The 19,498-nt window shown below is 72.6% G+C and carries 18 protein-coding genes; 15 read left to right on the top strand and 3 right to left on the bottom strand.

Annotated features, from left to right (window positions below; all coding sequences use genetic code 11):
* Positions 1-158: 158 nt before the first annotated feature.
* From QA802_RS10985 to QA802_RS10975, 3 genes are all read left to right on the top strand, one after another.
* On the top strand, positions 159-1,634 hold the full coding sequence (locus tag QA802_RS10985; RefSeq protein ID WP_334520623.1) for an alkaline phosphatase PhoX: 1,476 nt from the start codon (positions 159-161) through the stop codon (positions 1,632-1,634).
* A gap of 517 nt (positions 1,635-2,151) precedes the next feature.
* A complete protein-coding gene (locus QA802_RS10980; RefSeq protein ID WP_334520621.1) occupies positions 2,152-3,735 on the top strand; it encodes a TROVE domain-containing protein in 1,584 nt (527 codons plus the stop codon).
* Positions 3,736-3,889: 154 nt separating this feature from the next.
* Positions 3,890-4,462, top strand: a complete 573-nt coding sequence (locus tag QA802_RS10975) for a TetR/AcrR family transcriptional regulator (RefSeq protein ID WP_334520618.1) — start codon at positions 3,890-3,892, stop codon at positions 4,460-4,462.
* 82 nt (positions 4,463-4,544) lie between these two features.
* Here the strand turns inward: QA802_RS10975 and QA802_RS10970 are convergent, their stop codons facing one another.
* Positions 4,545-5,723, bottom strand: coding sequence for a TerD family protein (locus QA802_RS10970; RefSeq protein WP_334534479.1), 1,179 nt, complete (start codon positions 5,721-5,723; stop codon positions 4,545-4,547).
* Between the two features lie 120 nt (positions 5,724-5,843).
* Positions 5,844-6,653: an NAD-dependent epimerase/dehydratase family protein gene (locus QA802_RS10965; RefSeq protein WP_319169960.1), complete on the bottom strand. Its 810-nt coding sequence runs from the start codon at positions 6,651-6,653 to the stop codon at positions 5,844-5,846.
* A 243-nt stretch (positions 6,654-6,896) separates the two neighbouring features.
* On the opposite strand from QA802_RS10965, the gene QA802_RS10960 reads away from it, so the two are divergent.
* Together QA802_RS10960 and QA802_RS10955 are read left to right on the top strand one after the other, a co-directional pair.
* Positions 6,897-7,841 carry a 5-dehydro-4-deoxyglucarate dehydratase gene (locus tag QA802_RS10960; protein ID WP_334520612.1) on the top strand — a complete coding sequence of 315 codons (945 nt, stop codon included), beginning with the start codon at positions 6,897-6,899 and terminating at the stop codon, positions 7,839-7,841.
* Entirely contained in the window at positions 7,838-9,004 is a 1,167-nt protein-coding gene (locus tag QA802_RS10955; protein WP_334520611.1) for a hypothetical protein, read from the top strand. Before QA802_RS10960 ends, QA802_RS10955 begins: the two co-directional genes overlap by 4 nt.
* On the opposite strand, the gene QA802_RS10950 is transcribed toward QA802_RS10955, so the two are convergent.
* The gene (locus tag QA802_RS10950; RefSeq protein ID WP_334520609.1) at positions 8,941-10,185 is read right to left on the bottom strand and encodes an MFS transporter; all 1,245 of its coding nucleotides are present in this window, start codon (positions 10,183-10,185) and stop codon (positions 8,941-8,943) included. The genes QA802_RS10955 and QA802_RS10950 overlap by 64 nt on opposite strands.
* 178 nt (positions 10,186-10,363) lie before the next feature.
* Here QA802_RS10950 and QA802_RS10945 point away from each other — a divergent pair, with 178 nt between their 5' ends.
* The 10 genes from QA802_RS10945 (at position 10,364) to QA802_RS10900 (ending at position 19,485) form a co-directional block, all read left to right on the top strand.
* Positions 10,364-10,969, top strand: coding sequence for a TIGR03086 family metal-binding protein (locus QA802_RS10945; protein WP_334520607.1), 606 nt, complete (start codon positions 10,364-10,366; stop codon positions 10,967-10,969).
* A gap of 74 nt (positions 10,970-11,043) precedes the next feature.
* A complete protein-coding gene (locus tag QA802_RS10940) occupies positions 11,044-11,805 on the top strand; it encodes an MBL fold metallo-hydrolase (protein ID WP_334520605.1) in 762 nt (253 codons plus the stop codon).
* Positions 11,806-11,941: 136 nt separating this feature from the next.
* Positions 11,942-12,616 carry a GntR family transcriptional regulator gene (locus tag QA802_RS10935; RefSeq protein WP_319169966.1) on the top strand — a complete coding sequence of 225 codons (675 nt, stop codon included), beginning with the start codon at positions 11,942-11,944 and terminating at the stop codon, positions 12,614-12,616.
* Positions 12,613-13,524, top strand: a complete 912-nt coding sequence (locus QA802_RS10930; protein WP_334520603.1) for a dihydrodipicolinate synthase family protein — start codon at positions 12,613-12,615, stop codon at positions 13,522-13,524. The genes QA802_RS10935 and QA802_RS10930 overlap by 4 nt, the downstream gene beginning before the upstream one ends.
* The gene (gene araD, locus QA802_RS10925; protein WP_334520601.1) at positions 13,512-15,242 is read left to right on the top strand and encodes an L-arabinonate dehydratase; all 1,731 of its coding nucleotides are present in this window, start codon (positions 13,512-13,514) and stop codon (positions 15,240-15,242) included. The genes QA802_RS10930 and araD overlap by 13 nt, the downstream gene beginning before the upstream one ends.
* A gap of 200 nt (positions 15,243-15,442) precedes the next feature.
* Entirely contained in the window at positions 15,443-16,378 is a 936-nt protein-coding gene (locus QA802_RS10920) for a carbohydrate ABC transporter permease (protein ID WP_319169969.1), read from the top strand.
* On the top strand, positions 16,375-17,274 hold the full coding sequence (locus tag QA802_RS10915; protein WP_319169970.1) for a carbohydrate ABC transporter permease: 900 nt from the start codon (positions 16,375-16,377) through the stop codon (positions 17,272-17,274). The genes QA802_RS10920 and QA802_RS10915 overlap by 4 nt, the downstream gene beginning before the upstream one ends.
* On the top strand, positions 17,271-17,474 hold the full coding sequence (locus tag QA802_RS10910) for a hypothetical protein (protein ID WP_334535205.1): 204 nt from the start codon (positions 17,271-17,273) through the stop codon (positions 17,472-17,474). The genes QA802_RS10915 and QA802_RS10910 overlap by 4 nt, the downstream gene beginning before the upstream one ends.
* On the top strand, positions 17,471-18,631 hold the full coding sequence (locus tag QA802_RS10905) for a Gfo/Idh/MocA family protein (protein WP_334520588.1): 1,161 nt from the start codon (positions 17,471-17,473) through the stop codon (positions 18,629-18,631). The genes QA802_RS10910 and QA802_RS10905 overlap by 4 nt, the downstream gene beginning before the upstream one ends.
* Positions 18,631-19,485 carry a DUF6807 domain-containing protein gene (locus tag QA802_RS10900; RefSeq protein ID WP_334520585.1) on the top strand — a complete coding sequence of 285 codons (855 nt, stop codon included), beginning with the start codon at positions 18,631-18,633 and terminating at the stop codon, positions 19,483-19,485. The genes QA802_RS10905 and QA802_RS10900 overlap by 1 nt, the downstream gene beginning before the upstream one ends.
* Positions 19,486-19,498: the final 13 nt, after the last annotated feature.

Here is a 19,498-nt window from a genome sequence, read left to right as displayed (position 1 = left end):
ATCCGCAGGGAAATCCGTAGGGAATCCGTACGGATTCATGAAAGCGGGTCCCGCGCAGCCGCCCCCCGTTCAATCCCCGTTCAGGCATGGACGGGACGGTGACGCCGAACCGAGGTCCACCACCCTCCCCGGCACTTCACCGTCTCAGGAGACACACCATGTCGCTCACCCGCAGGGACTTCGCCAGGCAGTCCGCGCTCACCGGCGCCGGTGTCGCGCTGGCGGGCAGCGCAGGCGCCCTCGCCAGCGCGCCGAACGCCCTCGCCGCCACGGACACCGACCACACCGCGGCCGCCGGGCACCCCGGGGACGCGTCGCACACGCCGGCCGCCGCCGGACACCAGGGCGTCGGCTACGGACCGCTGCTCCCCGACCCCCACGGCCTCCTCGCCCTGCCCGCCGGTTTCAAGTACCGCGTCATCACGTACAGCGGCAGGACCAGGCTCGAGTCCGGCGAGATCACCCCGTCCAACCACGACGGCACCGCCGCCTTCTGCGGCCCGCGCGGCTCGACCCTGCTCGTCAACAACCACGAGCTGAAGGGACCGCGCTCCGACTGGCAGCACCCGGTGCCCCTGACCGAGGGCCTGGTCTACGACCCGGCGGCCTCGGGCGGCTGCACGGTCGTCGAGGTGCGTCCCGGCGGGCACGTCGCCGAATGGGTCGGCATCGCCGGCACCTCCATCAACTGCGCGGGCGGCACCACGCCTTGGGGCACCTGGCTCACCGGCGAGGAGACCGAGGACCAGGCCGGCCAGAACGGCATGACCAAGGACCACGGCTACGTCTTCGAGGTCGACCCCGCCGACCGCCGCGCCAACCGCGCCCCCAAGCCCGTCAAGGCGTTCGGCCGCTACGCCCACGAGGCCGTCGTCATCGACCCCCGACGCGGCCACGCCTACCTCACCGAGGACGCCTCGGGACCCAACGGGCTGCTCTTCCGCTGGACCCCGCCGGCCGGCTTCCGGCACGGCCGCGGCAGGCTGCGCACCCTCGCCGACGACGCGGGCGTCCTCCAGGCCTTCAAGTGCTTCGACTCGAAAGGCAAGTTCGTCGACGACCTCTCCCGCGCCACGAAGACCGGCACCGTGTACGGCGTCGACTGGGTCGACGTGCCCGACCACGACGCACGCACGGTGCCCGTCCGCAAGCAGTTCACCGCCGGCCAGGTCACCCGCGCCCGCAAGCTGGAGGGCATGTGGTGGGCCGACGGCGGCACCTACATCGTCTCCTCCTACGCCCGTGACGAGAGCCCCGTGCAGCACGACGGCGCCGTGTGGTTCTACTACCCCGAGCGCCGCACACTGACCCTGAAGGTGCTGCTCGGGGTGAACCCCGCCCCGTCCGCCGACGGCGCCTTCGACGGCCCCGACAACATCACCGTCTCCCCTTACGGCGGCCTCGTCATCGCCGAGGACGGCGAGGGCGTCCAGCACCTCTTCGGGGCCACCGACAGCGGCCGCACCTACCCCATCGCCCGCAACGAACTGAACATCGGCACCGAGGACGAGCCGGAATACAGCGAGTTCACCGGGGTCACCTTCTCGCCCGACGGCCACACCCTGTACGCCAACATCCAGACGCCCGGCATCATGCTGGCGATCACCGGGCCGTGGAAGCGCCACAAGCGGTAAGCGATGAACGGCAATTAATTCGCTCGCCCGACCCGCGGCCGTCCTCCTAAAGTGATGCACGTCCAGGTGCGAAGGCAGGACCTACTTCCACTGATAATGGGGAGGCCGCGGGTTCGAATCCCGCCGCCGGCACGACATGCCGGTGTAGCTCAGGGGCAGAGCACCTTGTCGGTTCCGCCGGCCTCGATCTCTGGACATCACAACTTCACAGCACCTCCCGGTGCGCGGGCTGCGGCTACTTCTCTTCAACAGAAATCCATGCCGCCGCCGAACTGATCTCGGGAGGCGCAGCATGAGGTGGGTGCCCGGTGCGCAGGCAACGGTTACTTCATTGGATCGGACGGTCGCGGGTTCGAGTCCCGTCATCGACTTCGGGTCGGTGTAGCTCAGTCGGTAGAGCATCTGGCTAAGTCCGTCGCCGACCCCTGAACTCGAGCACCTTCCCTTTGCTGCGCCCTCCCCGAAAAAGAACCGCCGACCGGCGGCTCGACGAATCTCGAATTCGGGGGAATTCACCATGGCGCGTTTCAACGTCCGTGCGCGTAAGGCGCAGCCCACCTCGCCCGTGACCACCACGGGCCGGACGCTGCGCACCCACCAGGGCGGCCGCGGCCACGAGCGGGACGCCCGCTCCGAGCTCTTCCTGCTGGCGCTGGCCAACTTCGTCTCCCAGCAGACCTTCTACGAGGACGGCGCGGCCCGCGACGACCGCTTCGCGAAGCTGGTGCGCGAACTCGCCGTCAGCGACCCGGACTGGACGGCCGGCCTGCTCGGCTGGCTGCGCGGCGAGGGCAACCTCCGCACCGCCGCGCTCGTCGGCGCCGCCGAGTACGTCCACGCGCGGCTGGCGGCGGGCGCCACCGGCGGCCCCTCGAACCGGCAGGTCGTGGACTCCGTACTGCGGCGGCCTGACGAGCCCGGCGAGCTCCTCGGGTACTGGACGGCGACGTACGGCCGGAACATCCCCAAGCCCGTCAAGCGCGGTGTCGCCGACGCCGTACGACGGCTCTACCACGCCAAGTCGCTGCTGAAGTACGACACCGCGTCCAAGGGCTACCGCTTCGGCGACATCCTGAACCTGGTGCACGCCGCACCGGATCCGGCCAAGCCGTGGCAGGGCGATCTGTTCCAGTACGCCCTCGACCGCCGGCACCACCCGGACACGGCCGTGGTACCCAAGTCGCTGCCGCTCCTGGCAGCGCACCGCGACCTGATGGCACTGCGACCCGCCAAGCGGCGCAAGGTCGTCACAGGGGCGGGCGGCGCGCAGCGGCTGGCCGAGGCGGGCATGACCTGGGAGGCGCTGGCGGGCTGGCTGCAGGGGCCGATGGACAAGGCGGCCTGGGAGGCGGTCATTCCGTCCATGGGGGCGATGGCGCTGGTCCGCAACCTGCGCAACTTCGACGAGGCGGGAGTCTGCGACGAGGTCGCCGCCCAGGTGGCGGCGAAGATCAGCGACCCGGCGGAGGTCGCGCGTTCGCGGCAGTTCCCGTTCCGGTACCTCGCCGCGTACCAGCACGCGCCCTCGCTGCGCTGGGCGTACCCGCTGGAGCGGGCGCTCGGCCACTCGCTGGCCAACGTGCCCGCGCTGCCCGGCCGCACGTTGGTGCTCGTCGACCGTTCGGGCTCGATGTTCTACTCGCGGCTGTCGGAGCGTTCGGAGCTCAACCGGGCCGACGCGGCGGCGGTCTTCGGCACGGCCCTCGCCCTGCGGGCGGCCGACGCCGACCTCGTCGAGTTCGGCAGCACCAGCAAGGAGATCACGTTCCGTAAGGGGGAGTCCGTGTTGAAGATTCTGGAGCGCTTCGGTGACCTCGGGGGTACGGACACCACCGAGGCCGTACGCCGGCACTACCGGGGGCACGACCGGGTGCTGCTCGTCACCGACGAGCAGTACGCCGTCAGCCGCCACGGCGGGCCGACCGACCAGGTCCCGGCGCACGTGCCGGTCTACACCTGGAACCTCGCGGGCTACCGCGCGGGCCACGGCCCGTCCGGTACGGCGAACCGGCACACCTTCGGCGGACTGTCGGACGCGGCCTTCCGGATGGTGCCCCTGCTGGAGGCCGCCGACGACACGAAGTGGCCGTGGGCGCCCTGAGTCCCGCGGTCGTGCGGCCCGCGCCTTCCCACAAGGCGCGGGCCGCGTGTCGGCGCCCGGCCCCGCCGGTTTGGCCGCCCGCGGCCGGTGTCCCGCGCCGACGTGGGCCGTTAGGGTGCGGAGGAAGTCCCCCCGGGGTGCGAGGAGTATGTGGATGCCGCAGGTCAGGCCCATGCGTGCGGATGCTCGCCGTAACTACGAGCGCCTGCTGAAGGTGGCCGCGGAGGCCTTCGCGGAGCGCGGGGAGGGGGCCTCCCTCGATGACATCGCCAAGCGGGCGGGCGTCGGCTCCGGCACGCTGTACCGGCATTTCCCGACCCGGCAGGCGCTGCTGGAGGCCGCCTACCTCGACCGTATGGAGGCGCTCGCGGCCCGCGCGGACGAGCTGGCCGCCCGGCTTCCGGCGGGCGAGGCGCTGGTGGAGTGGCTGGGCGAACTGTGCGTGGGGACCCTCGAGGTACGCGGGATGAAGTCGCTGCTGGGGTCCGCCGTGACGGACGGCGGCACGGTCGCGGTCACCGCCTGCGGCACCGGCATGAAGGAGGCGGCGACCCGGCTGGTGGAGGCGGCCCAGCGGGAGGGGACCCTGCGGGTGGACGTCGCCCCGGTCGACGTGCTGCGGCTCGCCCACGGGGTGGCCACGGCGTCCGAGCTGGCCAAAGGGGACGGGAGCGCCGTCCGCCGGTATGTGTCGCTGCTGACGGAGGGGCTGCGGCCCGCGCGGTGACGGCGGGCCGCGCGGTGACGGCGGCGGGCGCCCCCGTGGTGGCGGGCGCCCCGCGCCGGACGACTGCTCGACGAACCCCGGATCAGAGGGACTCGGCACCCGGCTTGACCATGTTGCGCACGGTCCGCGCCTTCACGAAAGTGCCGATCGCCGTCATCTCCCACTCGCCGGAGTACTGCCGGATCAGCTTCGCCATCAGCACGCCGGTCTGTGCCTCGGCGCCGGTGAGGTCGAAACGGGCGAGCTCCTCGCCGCTCGAGGCGTCCAGCAGACGGCAGTAGGCCTTGGCGACCTCGGTGAACTTCTGCCCGGAGAACGAGTTCACCGTGAACACCAGCCCACTGACCTCCTGGGGCAGCCGGCCGAGGTCGACGACGATCACTTCGTCGTCCCCACCGCCCTCGCCGGTGAGGTTGTCGCCGGAGTGCTTGATCGCGCCGTTGACGATGGAGAGCTTGCCGAAGTAGCAGCTGTCGATGTGGTTGCGCTGCGGGCCGTAGGCGATGACCGAGGCGTCCAGGTCGATGTCCTTGCCGCGGAACGCGGGCTCCCAGCCGAGGCCCATCTTGACCTGCGAGAGCAGCGGGCGGCCGCCCTTGACGAGGGACACCGTCTGGTTCTTCTGGAGGCTGACGCGCCCCTTGTCCAGGTTGATCTTTCCGGTGCCGGGCGCGGGTGCGGGCGGGGCCTGGGGCATGGGCGGAGCGGCGGGCGTCATGGCGGGCGCCGGCGGAGCCTGCGCGGCCGCCGGGGCCGCCGGGGCCGCCGGTTCCTCCACCGTCACGCCGAAGTCGGTCGCGATCCCGGCCAGGCCGTCGGCGTATCCCTGACCGACCGCGCGGGCCTTCCAGGCGCCGTTGCGCAGGTAGATCTCGACGACCACCAGTGCCGTCTCCGTGCCGAGCCGCGGGGGAGTGAAGGTGGCCAGGACGCCGCCGTCGTCCCCGCTGCGGATCGTGGCGGTCGGTTCGATGCCCTGGAACGTCTGCCCCGGGGCGTCCGGGCTCGCGGTGACCACGATCTTCTCGATGCCCGGCGGGACGGCGCCCGTGTCGACCACGATCGCGTCGGGGGACGTGCCGCCGCCCGAGCGGTAGGTCACCCCCGGGCCGGCGGGCTGGTTGTAGAAGATGAAGTCGTCGTCGGAGCGCACCTTGCCGTCGGCGGTGAGCAGCAGGCCCGAAACGTCGAGCCGCACCGGGGCGGCGACGTCCACCGTCACGCGCGCGGTGGGGAGAGGGATGTTCGAGCCGGGGGTCATAGCTGTCATACCCGGTGAACGAGCGAGGCCACTTTGCCGTTCCCTTACCTGAGCACCCCTCCGGCGAGTGCTCTGCGCCACCGCCGGAACGTCCGCCCGAGCCGCCGAGCCGCCCCGCCGTCAGTACGGCCAGATCGGCGGGTCGCTGACGAAGTGGCCGCCGAGGTGGGCGTGGGCGACGTTCTCCGGGTCCAGCTCGCCCTGTTCGGCGATCAGCTTCTCGGCGTACGGCTCGGAGTCGTCCTGCGGTTCGTAGCCGAGCGCCCGCGCGGTGGAGAGGTCCCACCACAGCCGGGTGTTGGCCGAGGATCCGTGGACGACGGTGTGGCCCACGTTCTCGGCGGTCAGGGCCGCGTGGAAGAGGCGGGCGCCGTCGGCCGGGCTCATCCACACCGACAGCATGCGCACGCTCGTCGGTTCGGCGAAGCAGGAGCCGATGCGCACCGAGACGCTCTCCAGGCCGTGCTTGTCCCAGTAGAGCTGGGCCAGGTCCTCGCCGAACGACTTGGACAGGCCGTAGAAGGTGTCCGGGCGGTGCGGGGTGTCGACGGGGATCAGGGGGTCGTCGCCCTGGGGGCGGGGCGTGAAGCCGATCGCGTGGTTGGAGGAGGCGAAGACGATCCGCTGCACGCCTTCCTCGCGGGCGGCCTCGTACAGGTGGTACGTGCCCTCGATGTTCGCCTTGAGGATCTTCTCGAAGGGGGCTTCCAGGGAGATGCCCGCGAGGTGGATGATCGCGTCGACGCCGCGTACGGCTTCCCGGACCGCGTCCTTGTCGGCCAGGTCGGCGACGATCGAGTCGGGCTCGCCGTCCACCGGGCGCAGGTCGAGCAGGCGCAGACGGTAGCCGTAGGCGGGCAGCAGGTCCCGCATCAGGGTGCCGAGGCCGCCGGCGGCGCCGGTGAGCAGGACGGTTCGGGGAGCGGGCATCCTCGGGTCTCCTTGGCATCTACGGCCGCATGTGTGGACGGTATTCACATGCGTGGACACGCTAAGGATCTCCCGTGCCTCGCGTCAAGTGTGCCGCGGACCAGGCTGTTCCGCCCTTCGCGCGGGAGTGCCGGGCTTGACCTGGCAGGAAAGGCCTTCATAGGCTGGCCGCGTTCAGAAATGTGGACATCGGTCAGAAGAACGCACGGTCAAAAGAACGCACGCGTCGTCCCAAGGAGTGCCGTGACGCCAGCCCCGCTCGCCGCCCGCCTCCGCGCCGCCGGCGGACCGCTGTTCTTTCCGGTCACCGCGTACGGCCCCGACGGCTCGCTCGACCTCGACGTCTACCGTGCACACGTCCGCCGGGGCGTCGAGGCCGGCGCAGGCGCCGTCTTCACGTGCTGCGGCACCGGGGAGTTCCACGCGCTGACGCCGGAGGAGTTCGAGGCCGCGGTGCGGGCGGCCGTCGAGGAGACCGCCGGCCGGGTGCCGGTCGTCGCGGGCACCGGTTACGGCACCGCGCTCGCCGTGCGCTACGCCCGCCGGGCGCGGGCGGCCGGCGCGGACGGCCTGCTCGCGCTGCCGCCCTACCTCGTCGTCGCGGCCCAGGAGGGCCTGCTGCGCCACTACCGCGCGGTCGCGGCGGCGACCGACCTCCCGGTGATCGTCTACCAGCGCGACAACGCCGTCTTCTCCCCGCCGACCGTCGTCGAACTCGCCCGCACCGAGGGGATCGTCGGCCTCAAGGACGGCCTCGGCGACCTCGACCTCCTGCAGCGGATCATCAGTGCCGTGCGCACCGAGACCCCCGGCGACTTTCTCTACTTCAACGGCCTGCCGACCGCCGAACAGACCCAGCTCGCCTACCGGTCCCTGGGCGTCGACCTCTACTCCTCGGCCGTGTTCTGCTTCGCGCCCGAGATCGCCCTGGCCTTCCACCGGGCGCTCGCCGACGGCGACGACCGCATGGTCCACCGCCTGCTCGACGGGTTCTACCGGTCGTTCGTCGAACTGCGCGCCCAGGGCCGCGGGTACGCCGTCTCCCTGGTCAAGGCCGGAGTGCGGCTGCGCGGCCTCGACGTCGGGGAGGTCCGTCCGCCGCTGCACGAGCCGGGGGAGGACCATGTCAAACAGCTCGCGCAGGTGATCGAGCGCGGCTACGCGCTGCTGGAGGAGGAAACCGAGTGAAGGCGTCGACATTCGTCTATCCCTGGGACGTCATCGGCGACCCCGCGGCACCGGACCGGATCGCCGGGCTCGGCGTGGAACAGGTGACCCTCGCCGCCGCCTACCACTCCACCCGCGCCCTCACCCCGCGCCACCCGCGGCACCGCGTCGTCACCGCCGAGCACGCGGCCGTGCTGTACCCGGCCGGCGACCGCTGGGCGGGCCGCGCCCTGCGCCCGTACCCGGCCGGCGACTGGGCGCCCGGCGACGCCTTCGGAGAGGCCGCCCGGGCACTCGCGGGCGCCGGCCTCGACGTCCACGCCTGGGTGGTGCTGGCGCACAACTCCAGGCTGGGCGCCGAGCATCCGCACACCTCGGTCGTCAACGCCTACGGCGACCGCTACCCCTGGGCGCCCTGCATCGCCCAGCCCGACACGCGCGCGTACCTCGTCGACCTCGCCGCCGAGGCGGCAGTGCGCCCCCGCGCGAACGGCGTCGAACTGGAGTCCCTCGGCTGGTACGGCCTCCAGCATCTGCACGCCCACGACAAGACCGGCGGGGTCGGACTCGGGGACGCCGGGCAGTACCTGATGTCGCTCTGCTTCTGCCCCGCCTGCCGGGCCGGGTACGGCGAGCAGGGCCTGGACGCCGACGAGCTCGCCGCCGCCGTACGGGACGCGCTGGAGCCGCTGTGGCGCGGGGAGGCGGACGACACCCAGGGCTGGTCGGGCGTCGAGAAGCTGCTCGGCGAGCAGACCGCGGCCGCCACGCGCGCGTGGCGCGACGACCGGGCCCGCACCCTCCAGGAGACGGCCGTGCGCGCGGTGCGGGCGGCCGCCCCCGACGGCTTCCAGATCCTGCTGCACGCCGACCCCGTGACCCACCGCGTCGGCGCCAACCCGGGCGTCGACCCGGCGCACATCCTGTCCGTGGCGGACGGCGTGGTGGTGCCCTGCGCGGGCGGGCCCGCACTGCTGACGCCGTTCGCCGAGCACCGCCGCGCGGGCACGGTCCTCGCCGCCAACCTCGGCGTCGTCTCCGGAATGGGCGGCAGCCCGGGGACGCTCGCCGCCGACGCGGCGCGGGCGAATGAGCTCGGGGCGACCGAGATCCGGCTGTATCACGCGGGGTTGGCGTCGGACGGGGACCTGGCGTCCGTGCGTGAGGCGCTGGCCGCCCGCTGAGCGCCGCCGCGCAGCAGCGGCACCACGGTCGCCAGCCGCACCAGCCCGAGCGCGACCAGCAGCGGCTGGTACGGCAGCAGCTCCACCAGGGCGGCCCCCAGCGCGAGGCCGAGCGCGTTCGGCGCGTACATCAGCGTGCCGGCCGTCGCGCCGACCCTGCCCAGCAGTGCGTCGGGGGTCTCCCGCTGGACGGCCGTCAGCGCGGCGATCAGCACACACGGCAGCCCCGCCCCGATCGCCGCGGCGCACACCAGGGCCACCGCGTCCGACGGCACCGCCCGCACCGCGAACGCGACGGCCGTCACAGCGATGCCGCACGCGGCGAACCGGCGTTCCCCGAACCGCCGCAGCGCGGGCCCCGACAGCAGGCCCACCGCCGCCGACCCGGCCCCCTGCACGGCGTAGAGCGCGCCCGCATAGGCGGCCGGCCGGCCGAGGCCCTCGATCACGGCGTAGAGCAGCGCGCCGTTGACGCCCGCGCACAGCATCGTCGTACCGCCCGCCGTCACCAGGGGGCGCAGCGACGGGTGCCGCCACAGGAAGCGGACGCCCTCGGCTGTTCCGCCCCGCAGGCCGCGCCCGCCCGTCCGGGGGTGCCTCTCGCGGACCCGCACGCACGTGTAGAGCCCGGCCGCGCACACGAAACTGGCCGCGTCGAGCAGCGCCACCGCCGGACCGCCGTAGGCCGCGTAGATCCCCGCGCCCGCCAGCGGGGCCACCAGCTTCACGCCCTCCGTCGTCGTGGTGCGCAGCCCGTTGAAGTCGCCTAGCAGCCCCGCGGGGACGACGGCGGCGACGAGCGCGGACTCGGCCGCGTCGGCCACCACGCCGGCGGCCCCGTACCCGAGCAGCACCGCGAACAGCAGCCACAGCCGGCCGGGGGAGCCGACGGCGAGGAGCACCGGCAGCAGGGCCGCCGGACCCAGGTTGACGGCGAGCAGCAGCGGCCGCCGGGGGAACCGGTCGGCGAGGCCGCCCAGCAGCGGGCCGGCCAGGGTCGGCGCCCACAGCGCCAGCACGGTCAGCGCCGCCGCCCCGTTCGAGCCGGTGAGGTCCTTGACCCACACGCCGGCCGCCAGCCACAGCGCGGAGGTCCCGAAGCCGGAGACCACCGACGCCGTCAGAAAGATCGCCGCGCCGCGGTCCCGCAGGACGCGTACCACGGACCAGTTCTTCGTCATGCCTGGTCATCGTGGTCCTAAGGCCTCCGGCCGGGCATCGGGCAGACGCCCTGTCCGGCGGGCCGCGGACGATCGCGGAATCCGACGCGCGCTAAGGAGAGGCGCGCCAAGGAGACGCGCCAGGAAGGCGACGCGCGCCGCACCGATGAGTTCTCGCGGCGCCGCCGGTCCACCCCGTATGACCGACACCGACGACACGACCCTCACGTTCGACCTCGGACCCCAGGCCGCCGTCGTGGCGCGCCTCGCGGAGGCGGTCCGCGACGACCAGCTCGAGGACGCGACGCCCTGCCCCGGCTGCGCCGTCCGGAACATGCTGGGGCACCTGACCGGCCTCGCCGTGGCCTTCCGTGACGCCGCCCGCAAGGACCTCGGCCCCACCACCGACGCCCCGCCGGACGCCGCCGCGCCCGACATCGGCCCCGGGTGGCGCGAGGAGCTGGCCAAGGCGCTCGACGCGCTCGCCGAGGCCTGGCGCGACCCCGCCGCCTGGACCGGCACGACCCGCGCCGGCGGCGTGGAGCTGCCCGGCGCGGTCGCGGCCGCCGTCGCCGCCGACGAGCTGGTGATCCACGGCTGGGACCTGGCCCGGGCCACCGGCCAGCCGTACGAGCCCGACCCGGCGGCGCTGGCGGCGGCGCACGCCTTCCTCGCCGGCGCGGTCGACCCCGCCACCGGCGACGGCGTCTTCGGTCCCGTCGTCTCCGTCCCCGACGACGCGCCCCTGCTGGAGCGGGCGGTCGGACTCAGCGGCCGCGACCCCGGCCGGCCGCCCCGGCCGTAGACGCGGGCATCAGGTTGCCGTAGACGGACGTAGTCGGGGGGCGTCCGGCGAGGGCGATACGTACGCTCGCGACCATGCCTCTCAGCCTCACCGTCCTCGGCGCCGCCTCTCCGCACCCGGCGCCGGGCCGCCCCTGCTCCGGCTACCTGCTGCGCGGAGCGGGGGCGGAGATATGGTTGGACGCCGGGCCGGGTACGTTCGCCGCATTGCAACAGCACACGGACCCGGAGCGGCTCACAGCGATCTGGATCTCCCATCTCCACGCCGACCACAGCGCCGATCTCCTCGCCGCCGCCTACGCGTTCGCCTATGGAGGCATGACCCCGCCGGCCCCGATCCCGGTGTACGCGCCGCTCGACTGCGCCCGGCGCGTCGCGGGCTTCCTCGGCCGGTCGGACGTGCGGTTCCTCAGCGACGTCCTCGACTTCCGTGCCCTGTTCGACGGGCACACCGTGCGGCACTGGAACCTGCGTCTCACCTCGCGCGCGATGGCCCACGACACCGAGGCGTACGGACTGCGCGTCGAGTGCCAGGGGAGCGTCCTCGCGTACTCCGGGGACACCGGCCCGTGCGGGGCGCTCACCGAACTCGCCTTTGGCGCCGACCTGTTCCTGTGCGAGGCGGACATCGACAGCCATCGCGAAGGCGAACAGGACGAGCAGGTCCATCTCACACCGGAGGACGCCGGGGGCGCGGCCCGCAAGGCGGGGGTGCGCGAGCTGTACATCACCCATGTCGGTCCCACGCTGACCCGCGAGGCGGCGACCGACCGCGCGGCCGTCGCCTTCGGCGGGCCGGCCCGTACCGCGCGCGAGGGCGAGACCATCCCCCTCTGACCGTTCCCTTCCGACACTTCTTTGTCAGAAGCATTGACGAAACACAGAGGCGCTTCTACCTTCAACCCGTCGTACTTCGTACGTCATATATGAGACGCGATACGCGAGATCAGATACGCGACACCGAGAGGCGCGCATGACCTCTGTGCCCACGCCGATCCCCTCCCGCACGCAGTACGTGCTGGAGGAGATCAAACGCCGCATCCTCACCGGGCGCCTGACGCCTGGTCAGGCCCTGGTCGAAACCGAGCTCGCCGCGCAGTTCGGGGTCTCCAAGACCCCCGTGCGCGAGGCCCTCAAGACCCTGGCCGGCACCGGACTGGTCGTGATGAGCCAGTACAAGGGCGTCACGGTGCGCATGGTGGACGCGGACATGGCGCGCGAGGTGTACGACGTCCGCCTGCTCCTCGAACCCCAGGCGCTCAAGCGGGCCGTGCGCCGGGGCGCCTCCCTGGACGCCGCACGCTCCGCGCTGACCAGGGCGGACGAGGCGACCGACACCGCCGAACGGTCCCTCGCCAACCGGGAGTTCCACCGCGCCCTGTACCTGCCGTGCGGGAACCCGCTGCTCGGCCGGATGCTCGACGAGGTCCGCGACCAGGCCGCCCTGGTCTCCGCCGTCGCCTGGGCCGCCTCGCCGTCCTGGGAGCGGGAGGCCGGCGAGCACCGCGAGATCCTCCGGCTCGCCCTGGCCGGCGACGCGGACGGCGCGGCCCGCGCCCTGCACGCCCACATCGCGTCCTTCGTGCGCCGGGCGTTCCCCGAGACCGCCGACATGGACCAGTCACCCGAACAGGAAGGCCGGGAATGAGCAGCGTGGCGTTCGAGACCCAGCGTGCGGCCCTGGCCGACGTGGTGGCCATCCCGGTGACCCCGTTCGCCGAGGACGGCTCCGTCGACCAGGACGCCCACCGGGCCCTGCTGCGCAGGCTGCTCGACGGCGGCGTCACCACCCTCACCCCGAACGGCAACACCGGGGAGTTCTACGCCCTCGCCCCCGAGGAACGCCGGCTGGTCGTCGAACTGACCGCCGACGAGGCGGGCGGACGGGCCGTGATCCTGGCCGGCGTCGGACACGACGTGCCGACCGCCGTGGCCACCGCGCGGCACGCCCGGGAGCTGGGCGCGCAGATGGTGATGGTCCACCAGCCGGTCCACCCCTACGTCTCGCAGCACGGCTGGGTCGACTACCACCGGGAGATCGCCGAGGCGGTGCCGGAGCTGGGCGTCGTCCCGTACATCCGCAACGCGCAGCTGCACGGCGAACGCCTCGCCGAACTCGCCGACTCCTGCCCGAACGTCATCGGCGTCAAGTACGCCGTGCCGGACGCCTCCCGGTTCGCCGCCTTCGCGCGGGACGCGGGCCTGGAACGGTTCGTCTGGGTCGCCGGACTCGCCGAGCCGTACGCGCCCTCCTACTTCTCCGCGGGCGCCACCGGCTTCACCTCCGGGCTCGTGAACGTCGCCCCGGCCGTCTCGCTGAACATGATCGAGGCGCTCCGCTCGGGTGACTACCCGGCCGCGATGAAGGTGTGGGAGCAGATCAGACGGTTCGAGGAACTGCGGGCCGCAGGCGGCTCCGCCAACAACGTCACCGTCGTCAAGGAGGCCCTCGCCTCCCTGGGCCTGTGCCGCCGCGAGGTCCGTCCGCCGAGCAGGACGCTGCCCGAGGACGAGCGCGCCGAGGTGGCGGCCATCGCCGCCGGATGGTCCATATGAAGGCGCCCGAGGAACTGCGCAGCCACCAGTGGTACGGGACCGACGGGCTGCGGTCCTTCAGCCACCGTGCCCGCACCCGCCAGCTCGGCTACCTCCCCGAGGAGCACCTCGGCAAGCCGGTCATCGCGATCCTCAACACCTGGTCCGACATCAACCCCTGCCATGTGCACCTGCGCGACCGCGCGCAGGCGGTGAAGCGCGGGGTGTGGCAGGCGGGCGGCTTCCCCCTCGAGTTCCCGGTCTCCACGCTCTCCGAGACCTTCCAGAAGCCGACCCCGATGCTCTACCGCAACCTGCTCGCGATGGAGACCGAGGAGCTGCTGCGCTCCTACCCGGTGGACGGGGCGGTGCTGATGGGCGGCTGCGACAAGTCCACGCCCGCCCTGCTCATGGGGGCCGCCTCGGTCGACCTGCCGACCGCGTTCGTGCCCGCCGGGCCCATGCTTCCGGGGCACTGGCGCAACGAGGTCCTCGGCTCCGGCACCGACATGTGGAAGTACTGGGACGACAAGCGGGCCGGCCTCATCGGCGACTGCGAGATGACCGAGCTGGAGAGCGGCCTGGCCCGTTCGCCCGGCCACTGCATGACGATGGGCACGGCGTCCACGCTGACCGCCGCGGCCGAGGCGCTGGGCGTCACGGTGCCGGGCGCGTCGAGCATCCCGGCCGTGGACTCCGGGCACGACCGGATGGCGGCCATGACCGGGCTGCGCATCGTCGAACTGGTCCACAGCGACCGCCGGTTGAGCGACATCCTCACCGCGGAGGCCTTCGAGGACGCGGTGACGACCGTCCTCGGCCTCGGCGGCTCCACCAACGCCGTCATCCATCTCATCGCGATGGCCGGCCGCGCCGGCGTCCGGCTCACCCTCGACGACTTCGACCGCATCGCCCGCACGGTGCCGGTGCTCGCCGACGTCCGCCCCGGCGGCCGGAAGTACCTCATGGAGGACTTCCACTTCGCCGGCGGCCTGCCCGGCTTCCTCTCCCGCATCACCGACCTGCTGCACCTGGACCGGCCGACGGTCTCCCACGACACGCTGCGCGAACAGCTGGCCGGCGCGCAGGTGCACAACGACGACGTCATCCGGCTCCGGGAGAACCCCGTCGCGGCCGAGGGCGGAGTCGCGGTGCTGCGCGGCAACCTCTGCCCGGACGGCTCGGTGATCAAGCACATCGCCGCCGAGGAACACCTGCTCAAGCACACCGGTCCGGCCGTCGTCTTCGACGACTACCGGACGATGCAACGGACGATCAACGACCCCTCGCTCGGCATCACCGCCGACAGCGTGCTCGTGCTGCGGGGCTCCGGGCCCAAGGGCGGCCCCGGTATGCCCGAGTACGGCATGCTGCCCATCCCCGACCACCTGCTGAAGCAGGGCGTGCGGGACATGGTGCGGATCTCCGACGCCCGCATGAGCGGCACCAGTTACGGCGCGTGCGTGCTGCACGTCGCGCCCGAGTCGTACGTCGGCGGCCCGCTGGCCCTGGTCCGCACCGGCGACGCGATCACCCTCGACGTCGAGGCGCGCACCCTCCATCTCCATGTGGACGACGCGGAGCTGGAGCGGCGCAGGGCGGACTGGACGCCGCCGCCCACCCGTTACGAGCGCGGTTACGGAGCGCTCTACAACGAGCAGATCACGCAGGCCGACACCGGCTGCGACTTCGAGTTCCTCGCTCGTCCGGGCCGGGTCGCCGACCCGTACGCGGGCTGAACCACCGCACCACGGACCACGCGTCGCAGGACCACCGCACCACGCGTCACAGGAACACCGCACAACAGACCACGCACCACCGCACCACGCGCAAGCGGCAGGACGGCGCACACCCCTGTACAGGGAGAAAGCGCTTCCCGAAGCTCGCACCACGCACCACGCACCACGCACGCACGACGCACTGAGAACGGAGAACAGTGATGGCCCAAGCCGCAGCCGTGGCGAAACGGCCCGCGCCGCCCCGGCGGCGCCGTGCCTCCGCCACGCCCCGCAGGCTGCCGTACCTGCTGGTCGCGCCGGCGGCCCTGCTGATGCTGGGCTTCATCGCCTACCCGGTCGTCAGCGTCTTCTACTACAGCCTGCAGAACTACAACCCCACCAAACCGTGGCGCAACGGCTTCGCGGGCTTCGACAACTTCGTCCACGCCTTCACCGACGACCCGCAGTTCTGGGACACGCTGACCTTCAGCGCTCAGTGGGTCTTCGTCGAGGTCGGGCTGCAGCTGCTGTTCGGGCTGGCCCTGGCGCTGATCGTCAACCAGACCTTCGTGGGGCGCTCGCTCGGCCGCGCGCTGGTCTTCTCCCCGTGGGCCGTCTCCGGCGTGCTGACGTCCGCGATCTGGGTGCTGCTCTACAACTCCCAGACGGGCATCACCCGTTACCTCGCTGACATGGGCATCGGCGAGTACGGCACCAGCTGGCTCTCGGACACCTCCACGGTCTTCTCGGCGGCGATCGTGGCCGACCTGTGGCGCGGCGTCCCCTTCTTCGCGATCCTCATCCTCGCCGACCTCCAGTCCGTCTCCAAGGACCTCTACGAGGCCGCCGAGGTCGACGGCGCCAGCCGGATCAAGCAGTTCTGGCACATCACCCTGCCCCACCTCAAGGACGCCATCGTCCTGTCCACGCTGCTGCGCGCGGTGTGGGAGTTCAACAACGTCGACCTGCTCTACACGCTCACCGGCGGCGGCCCGGCGGGGGAGACCACCACCCTCCCGCTGTACATCGCCAACACCAGCGTCGACGCACACAACTTCGGCTACGCGTCCGCCCTCACCACGGTCGCGTTCGTGATCCTGCTCTTCTGTTCGATGGTCTATCTGCGGCTGAGCAAGTTCGGAGGAGGCGACAAGTGATCACCAAGGAGGCCCCCGAGGTCGTGCCCGCCCCCGTGAGCGAGCCCGCCGCACCCGACCGCCGCCCGTCCCGGCACAAGCGTGCCTGGGACGAGGCCCCCCGCTGGCAGATCTACCTCCCGCTGGGGATCTACCTGATCTTCACCCTGGTCCCCTTCTACTGGATCCTGCTCTTCGCGCTCCGCCCGGCCGGCTCCACCTCGCTGGTGCCCTGGCCGATGACCTTCGACCACTTCAACAAGGTCTGGAACGAACGCGACTTCGCCGTCTACTTCCAGAACAGCCTGCTCACCGGCGTGGCGACCCTGCTGCTGACCACCCTCGTGGCCCTGGCCGGCGGCTACGCCCTCGCGCGCTTCGACTTCAAGATCAAGCGCGGGTTCATGCTCGCCCTGCTGTGCACCCAGTTCGTGCCGGGCGCGCTGCTGCTCGTCCCGCTCTTCCAGATCTTCGCCGAGCTGAAGATGATCAATTCGCTGGGCAGTGTCATCATCGCGGAGACGGTCTTCCAGCTGCCCCTGTCGATCATCCTGATCAGCGGCTTCATCCGGAACGTGCCCTACTCCCTGGAGGAGGCGGCCTGGGTCGACGGCTGCAACCGGCTCACCGCCTTCCGGATCGTCGTCCTGCCCCTGCTGCGGCCCGGGCTGATCGCCGTCGGCTCCTTCGCCTTCGTGCACGCCTGGAACCACTTCCTGTTCGCCCTGATGTTCCTCTCCGACCAGACCAAGCAGACGATCCCGGTCGGCCTCAACACCCTGATGAGCGCCGACAGCGTCGACCTGGGCGCGCTGGCCGCGGGCGGCATCATCGCCGCCGTCCCCGTGGTGATCGTCTTCGCCTTCATCCAGAAGTGGCTGATCACCGGGTTCAGCGCAGGGGCGGTGAAGGGATGAGGAGCCGTCAGGGCCACGCCTGCCGCAGCAACCGCCGCAGCCACGGCCCGAGCGACGGCGGGCGCGACCTCACGGCCGGCGACGGGCGCGACCTCACGGCGTTCGGCGGCCGGACGCCTACCCTGCACGCAAAGATCGACAGCGCCGCGGCGGCCGACCGCACGGTGGCACGCGGCGCGGGCGCAGGGAGGATTCCATGAGCACCGCTGTACCGATCGTCCTCGCGGGTGCGCGCGGCCACGGCCGCTGGCATCTGGACAACATCCGCCGGCTCCAGGACAAGGGCATCGTCCGCCTCGCCGGCGTCTGCGAGCTGACCCCGCTGACCCCGGCCGAGATCCCCGAGGGCCTCGGCACGCCCGAGCAGTCCGCCGACTTCGGCGCGCTGCTGGACTCCACCGGCGCCCGGATCGCCGTGATCTGCACCCCGATCCCGACCCACGCCGATCTCGCGCTGACCGCGGCCCGCAAGGGCGTGCACCTGCTGCTGGAGAAGCCGCCGGCGCCGTCGTACGCGGAGTTCCGCCGGATGGCCGACGGGATCGCCGAGGCCGGCGTGGTCTGCCAGGTCGGCTTCCAGTCGCTCGGCTCGCACGCCGTGCCCGCGGTCCGCGCGCTGATCCGCGAGGGGGCGATCGGTGAGATCGCGGGGGTCGGGGGCGCCGGCGCCTGGGCCCGCGCCGAGTCCTACTACCGGCGCGCCCCCTGGGCGGGCAGGCGGCGCCTGAACGGCGTCGACGTCGTCGACGGGGCGCTCACCAACCCCCTGGCGCACGCCGTCGCCACCGCCCTCGCGCTGGCCGGCGCCACCCGCGCCGAGGACGTCGCGGGCATCGAGACCGAGCTGGCGCACGCCAACGACATCGAGTGCGACGACACCTCCTGCGTCCGCGTCACCACGGCGGACGGCCTGCAGATCGTCGTCGCGGCCACGCTGTGCGCCGAGGACCCCGACGACCCCTACGTCGTCGTCCACGGCAGCCGCGGCCGGATCACCTACTGGTACAAGCAGGACCGCGTCCTGCTCCAGCGGGCCGGCCACGGCCCCGAGGAGTTCGAGCACGGCCGCACCGACCTGCTGGAGAACCTGGTCGAGCACCTCGCCGACGGGACGGAACTGCTGGTCCCGCCCGCTGTCACCGAGTCGTTCATGCGGGTCGTCGAGGCGATCCGGGTCGCGCCCGACCCGGTGCGGCTGCCCGACGACGCCTGGCGTCTGCTGCCCGACGAGGACCGGCGGGTCGTCCCCGGCGTCGACGGCCTCGTCGCGGCCGCCGCCGACACCCTCGCCCTCTACTCCGAACTGGGCGCCCCCTGGGCGTTCACGACCGCGCATCCGAAAGAGGTGAGCCCCTGATGACCGCACCGGCACCCGACTCACCGGTCGTCCTGCGTGTCGCCGGCCGCCCGGTCGGCCGCTACGTCACACGGCCCGAGCTGCCCGCCCGGCTCTCCCCGCGCCCCTATCTGCACCCCGTCTCCACCCTGGGCGGCGCCACGGTCACCGAGCTCAGCCCGGCCGACCACCTCCACCACCTCGGCGTCGGTGTAGCCGTACCCGACGTCGAGGGGCACAACTTCTGGGGCGGCCGCACCTACGTCCGCGACCAGGGCCCGACGGAGCTGGACGACCACGGCGCGCAGCGGCACGGGTCCTTCCAGCTGCGCGACCCCGACGGCTTCGTGGAGGAGCTGCGCTGGGTGGCGTCGGGCACGGAGCTGCTGCGCGAGCGCCGCACGGTCGCGGCGACCGAACTGACCTCCTCCGCCTGGGCGCTGGACTTCACCTTCTCCCTCACCAACGTCTTCGGCGCCCCGCTGTCCATCGGCAGCCCGGCGACGAACGGACGTCCCGGCGCGGCCTACGGCGGCTTCTTCTGGCGCGCCCGCAAGGAGGACCGGGCCCCCGACGTCTTCACCGCCGACACGGAGGGCGAGGCGGCCGTGCACGGCGCCCGCGCCGACTGGCTCGCCCTGGCCGGCGCGGGCTGGACGCTCGTCTTCGCGGGCGCCACCGACGCCACCCGCCGCGACCCCTGGTTCGTCCGCACCGCCGAGTACCCGGGCGTCGGCTCCTCGCTCGCGTCCGCCGAACGGCTGCCGATCCCGCCCGGAGAGACGGTCGTGCGCCGGATCGTCACCGTCGTCGCCGACGGCCGCCCGGACCGGGACGAGGCCGCGGCGCTGGTCCGGAAGGCGGTCAGCCAGTGACGGGGGAGCGGCA

It is taken from the genome of Streptomyces sp. B21-105 (genome assembly GCF_036898465.1).
GTDB lineage: Bacteria > Actinomycetota > Actinomycetes > Streptomycetales > Streptomycetaceae > Streptomyces.
Note: the sequence above shows the minus strand (reverse complement) of the source record. Positions and strands in the feature narration are given on the sequence as shown.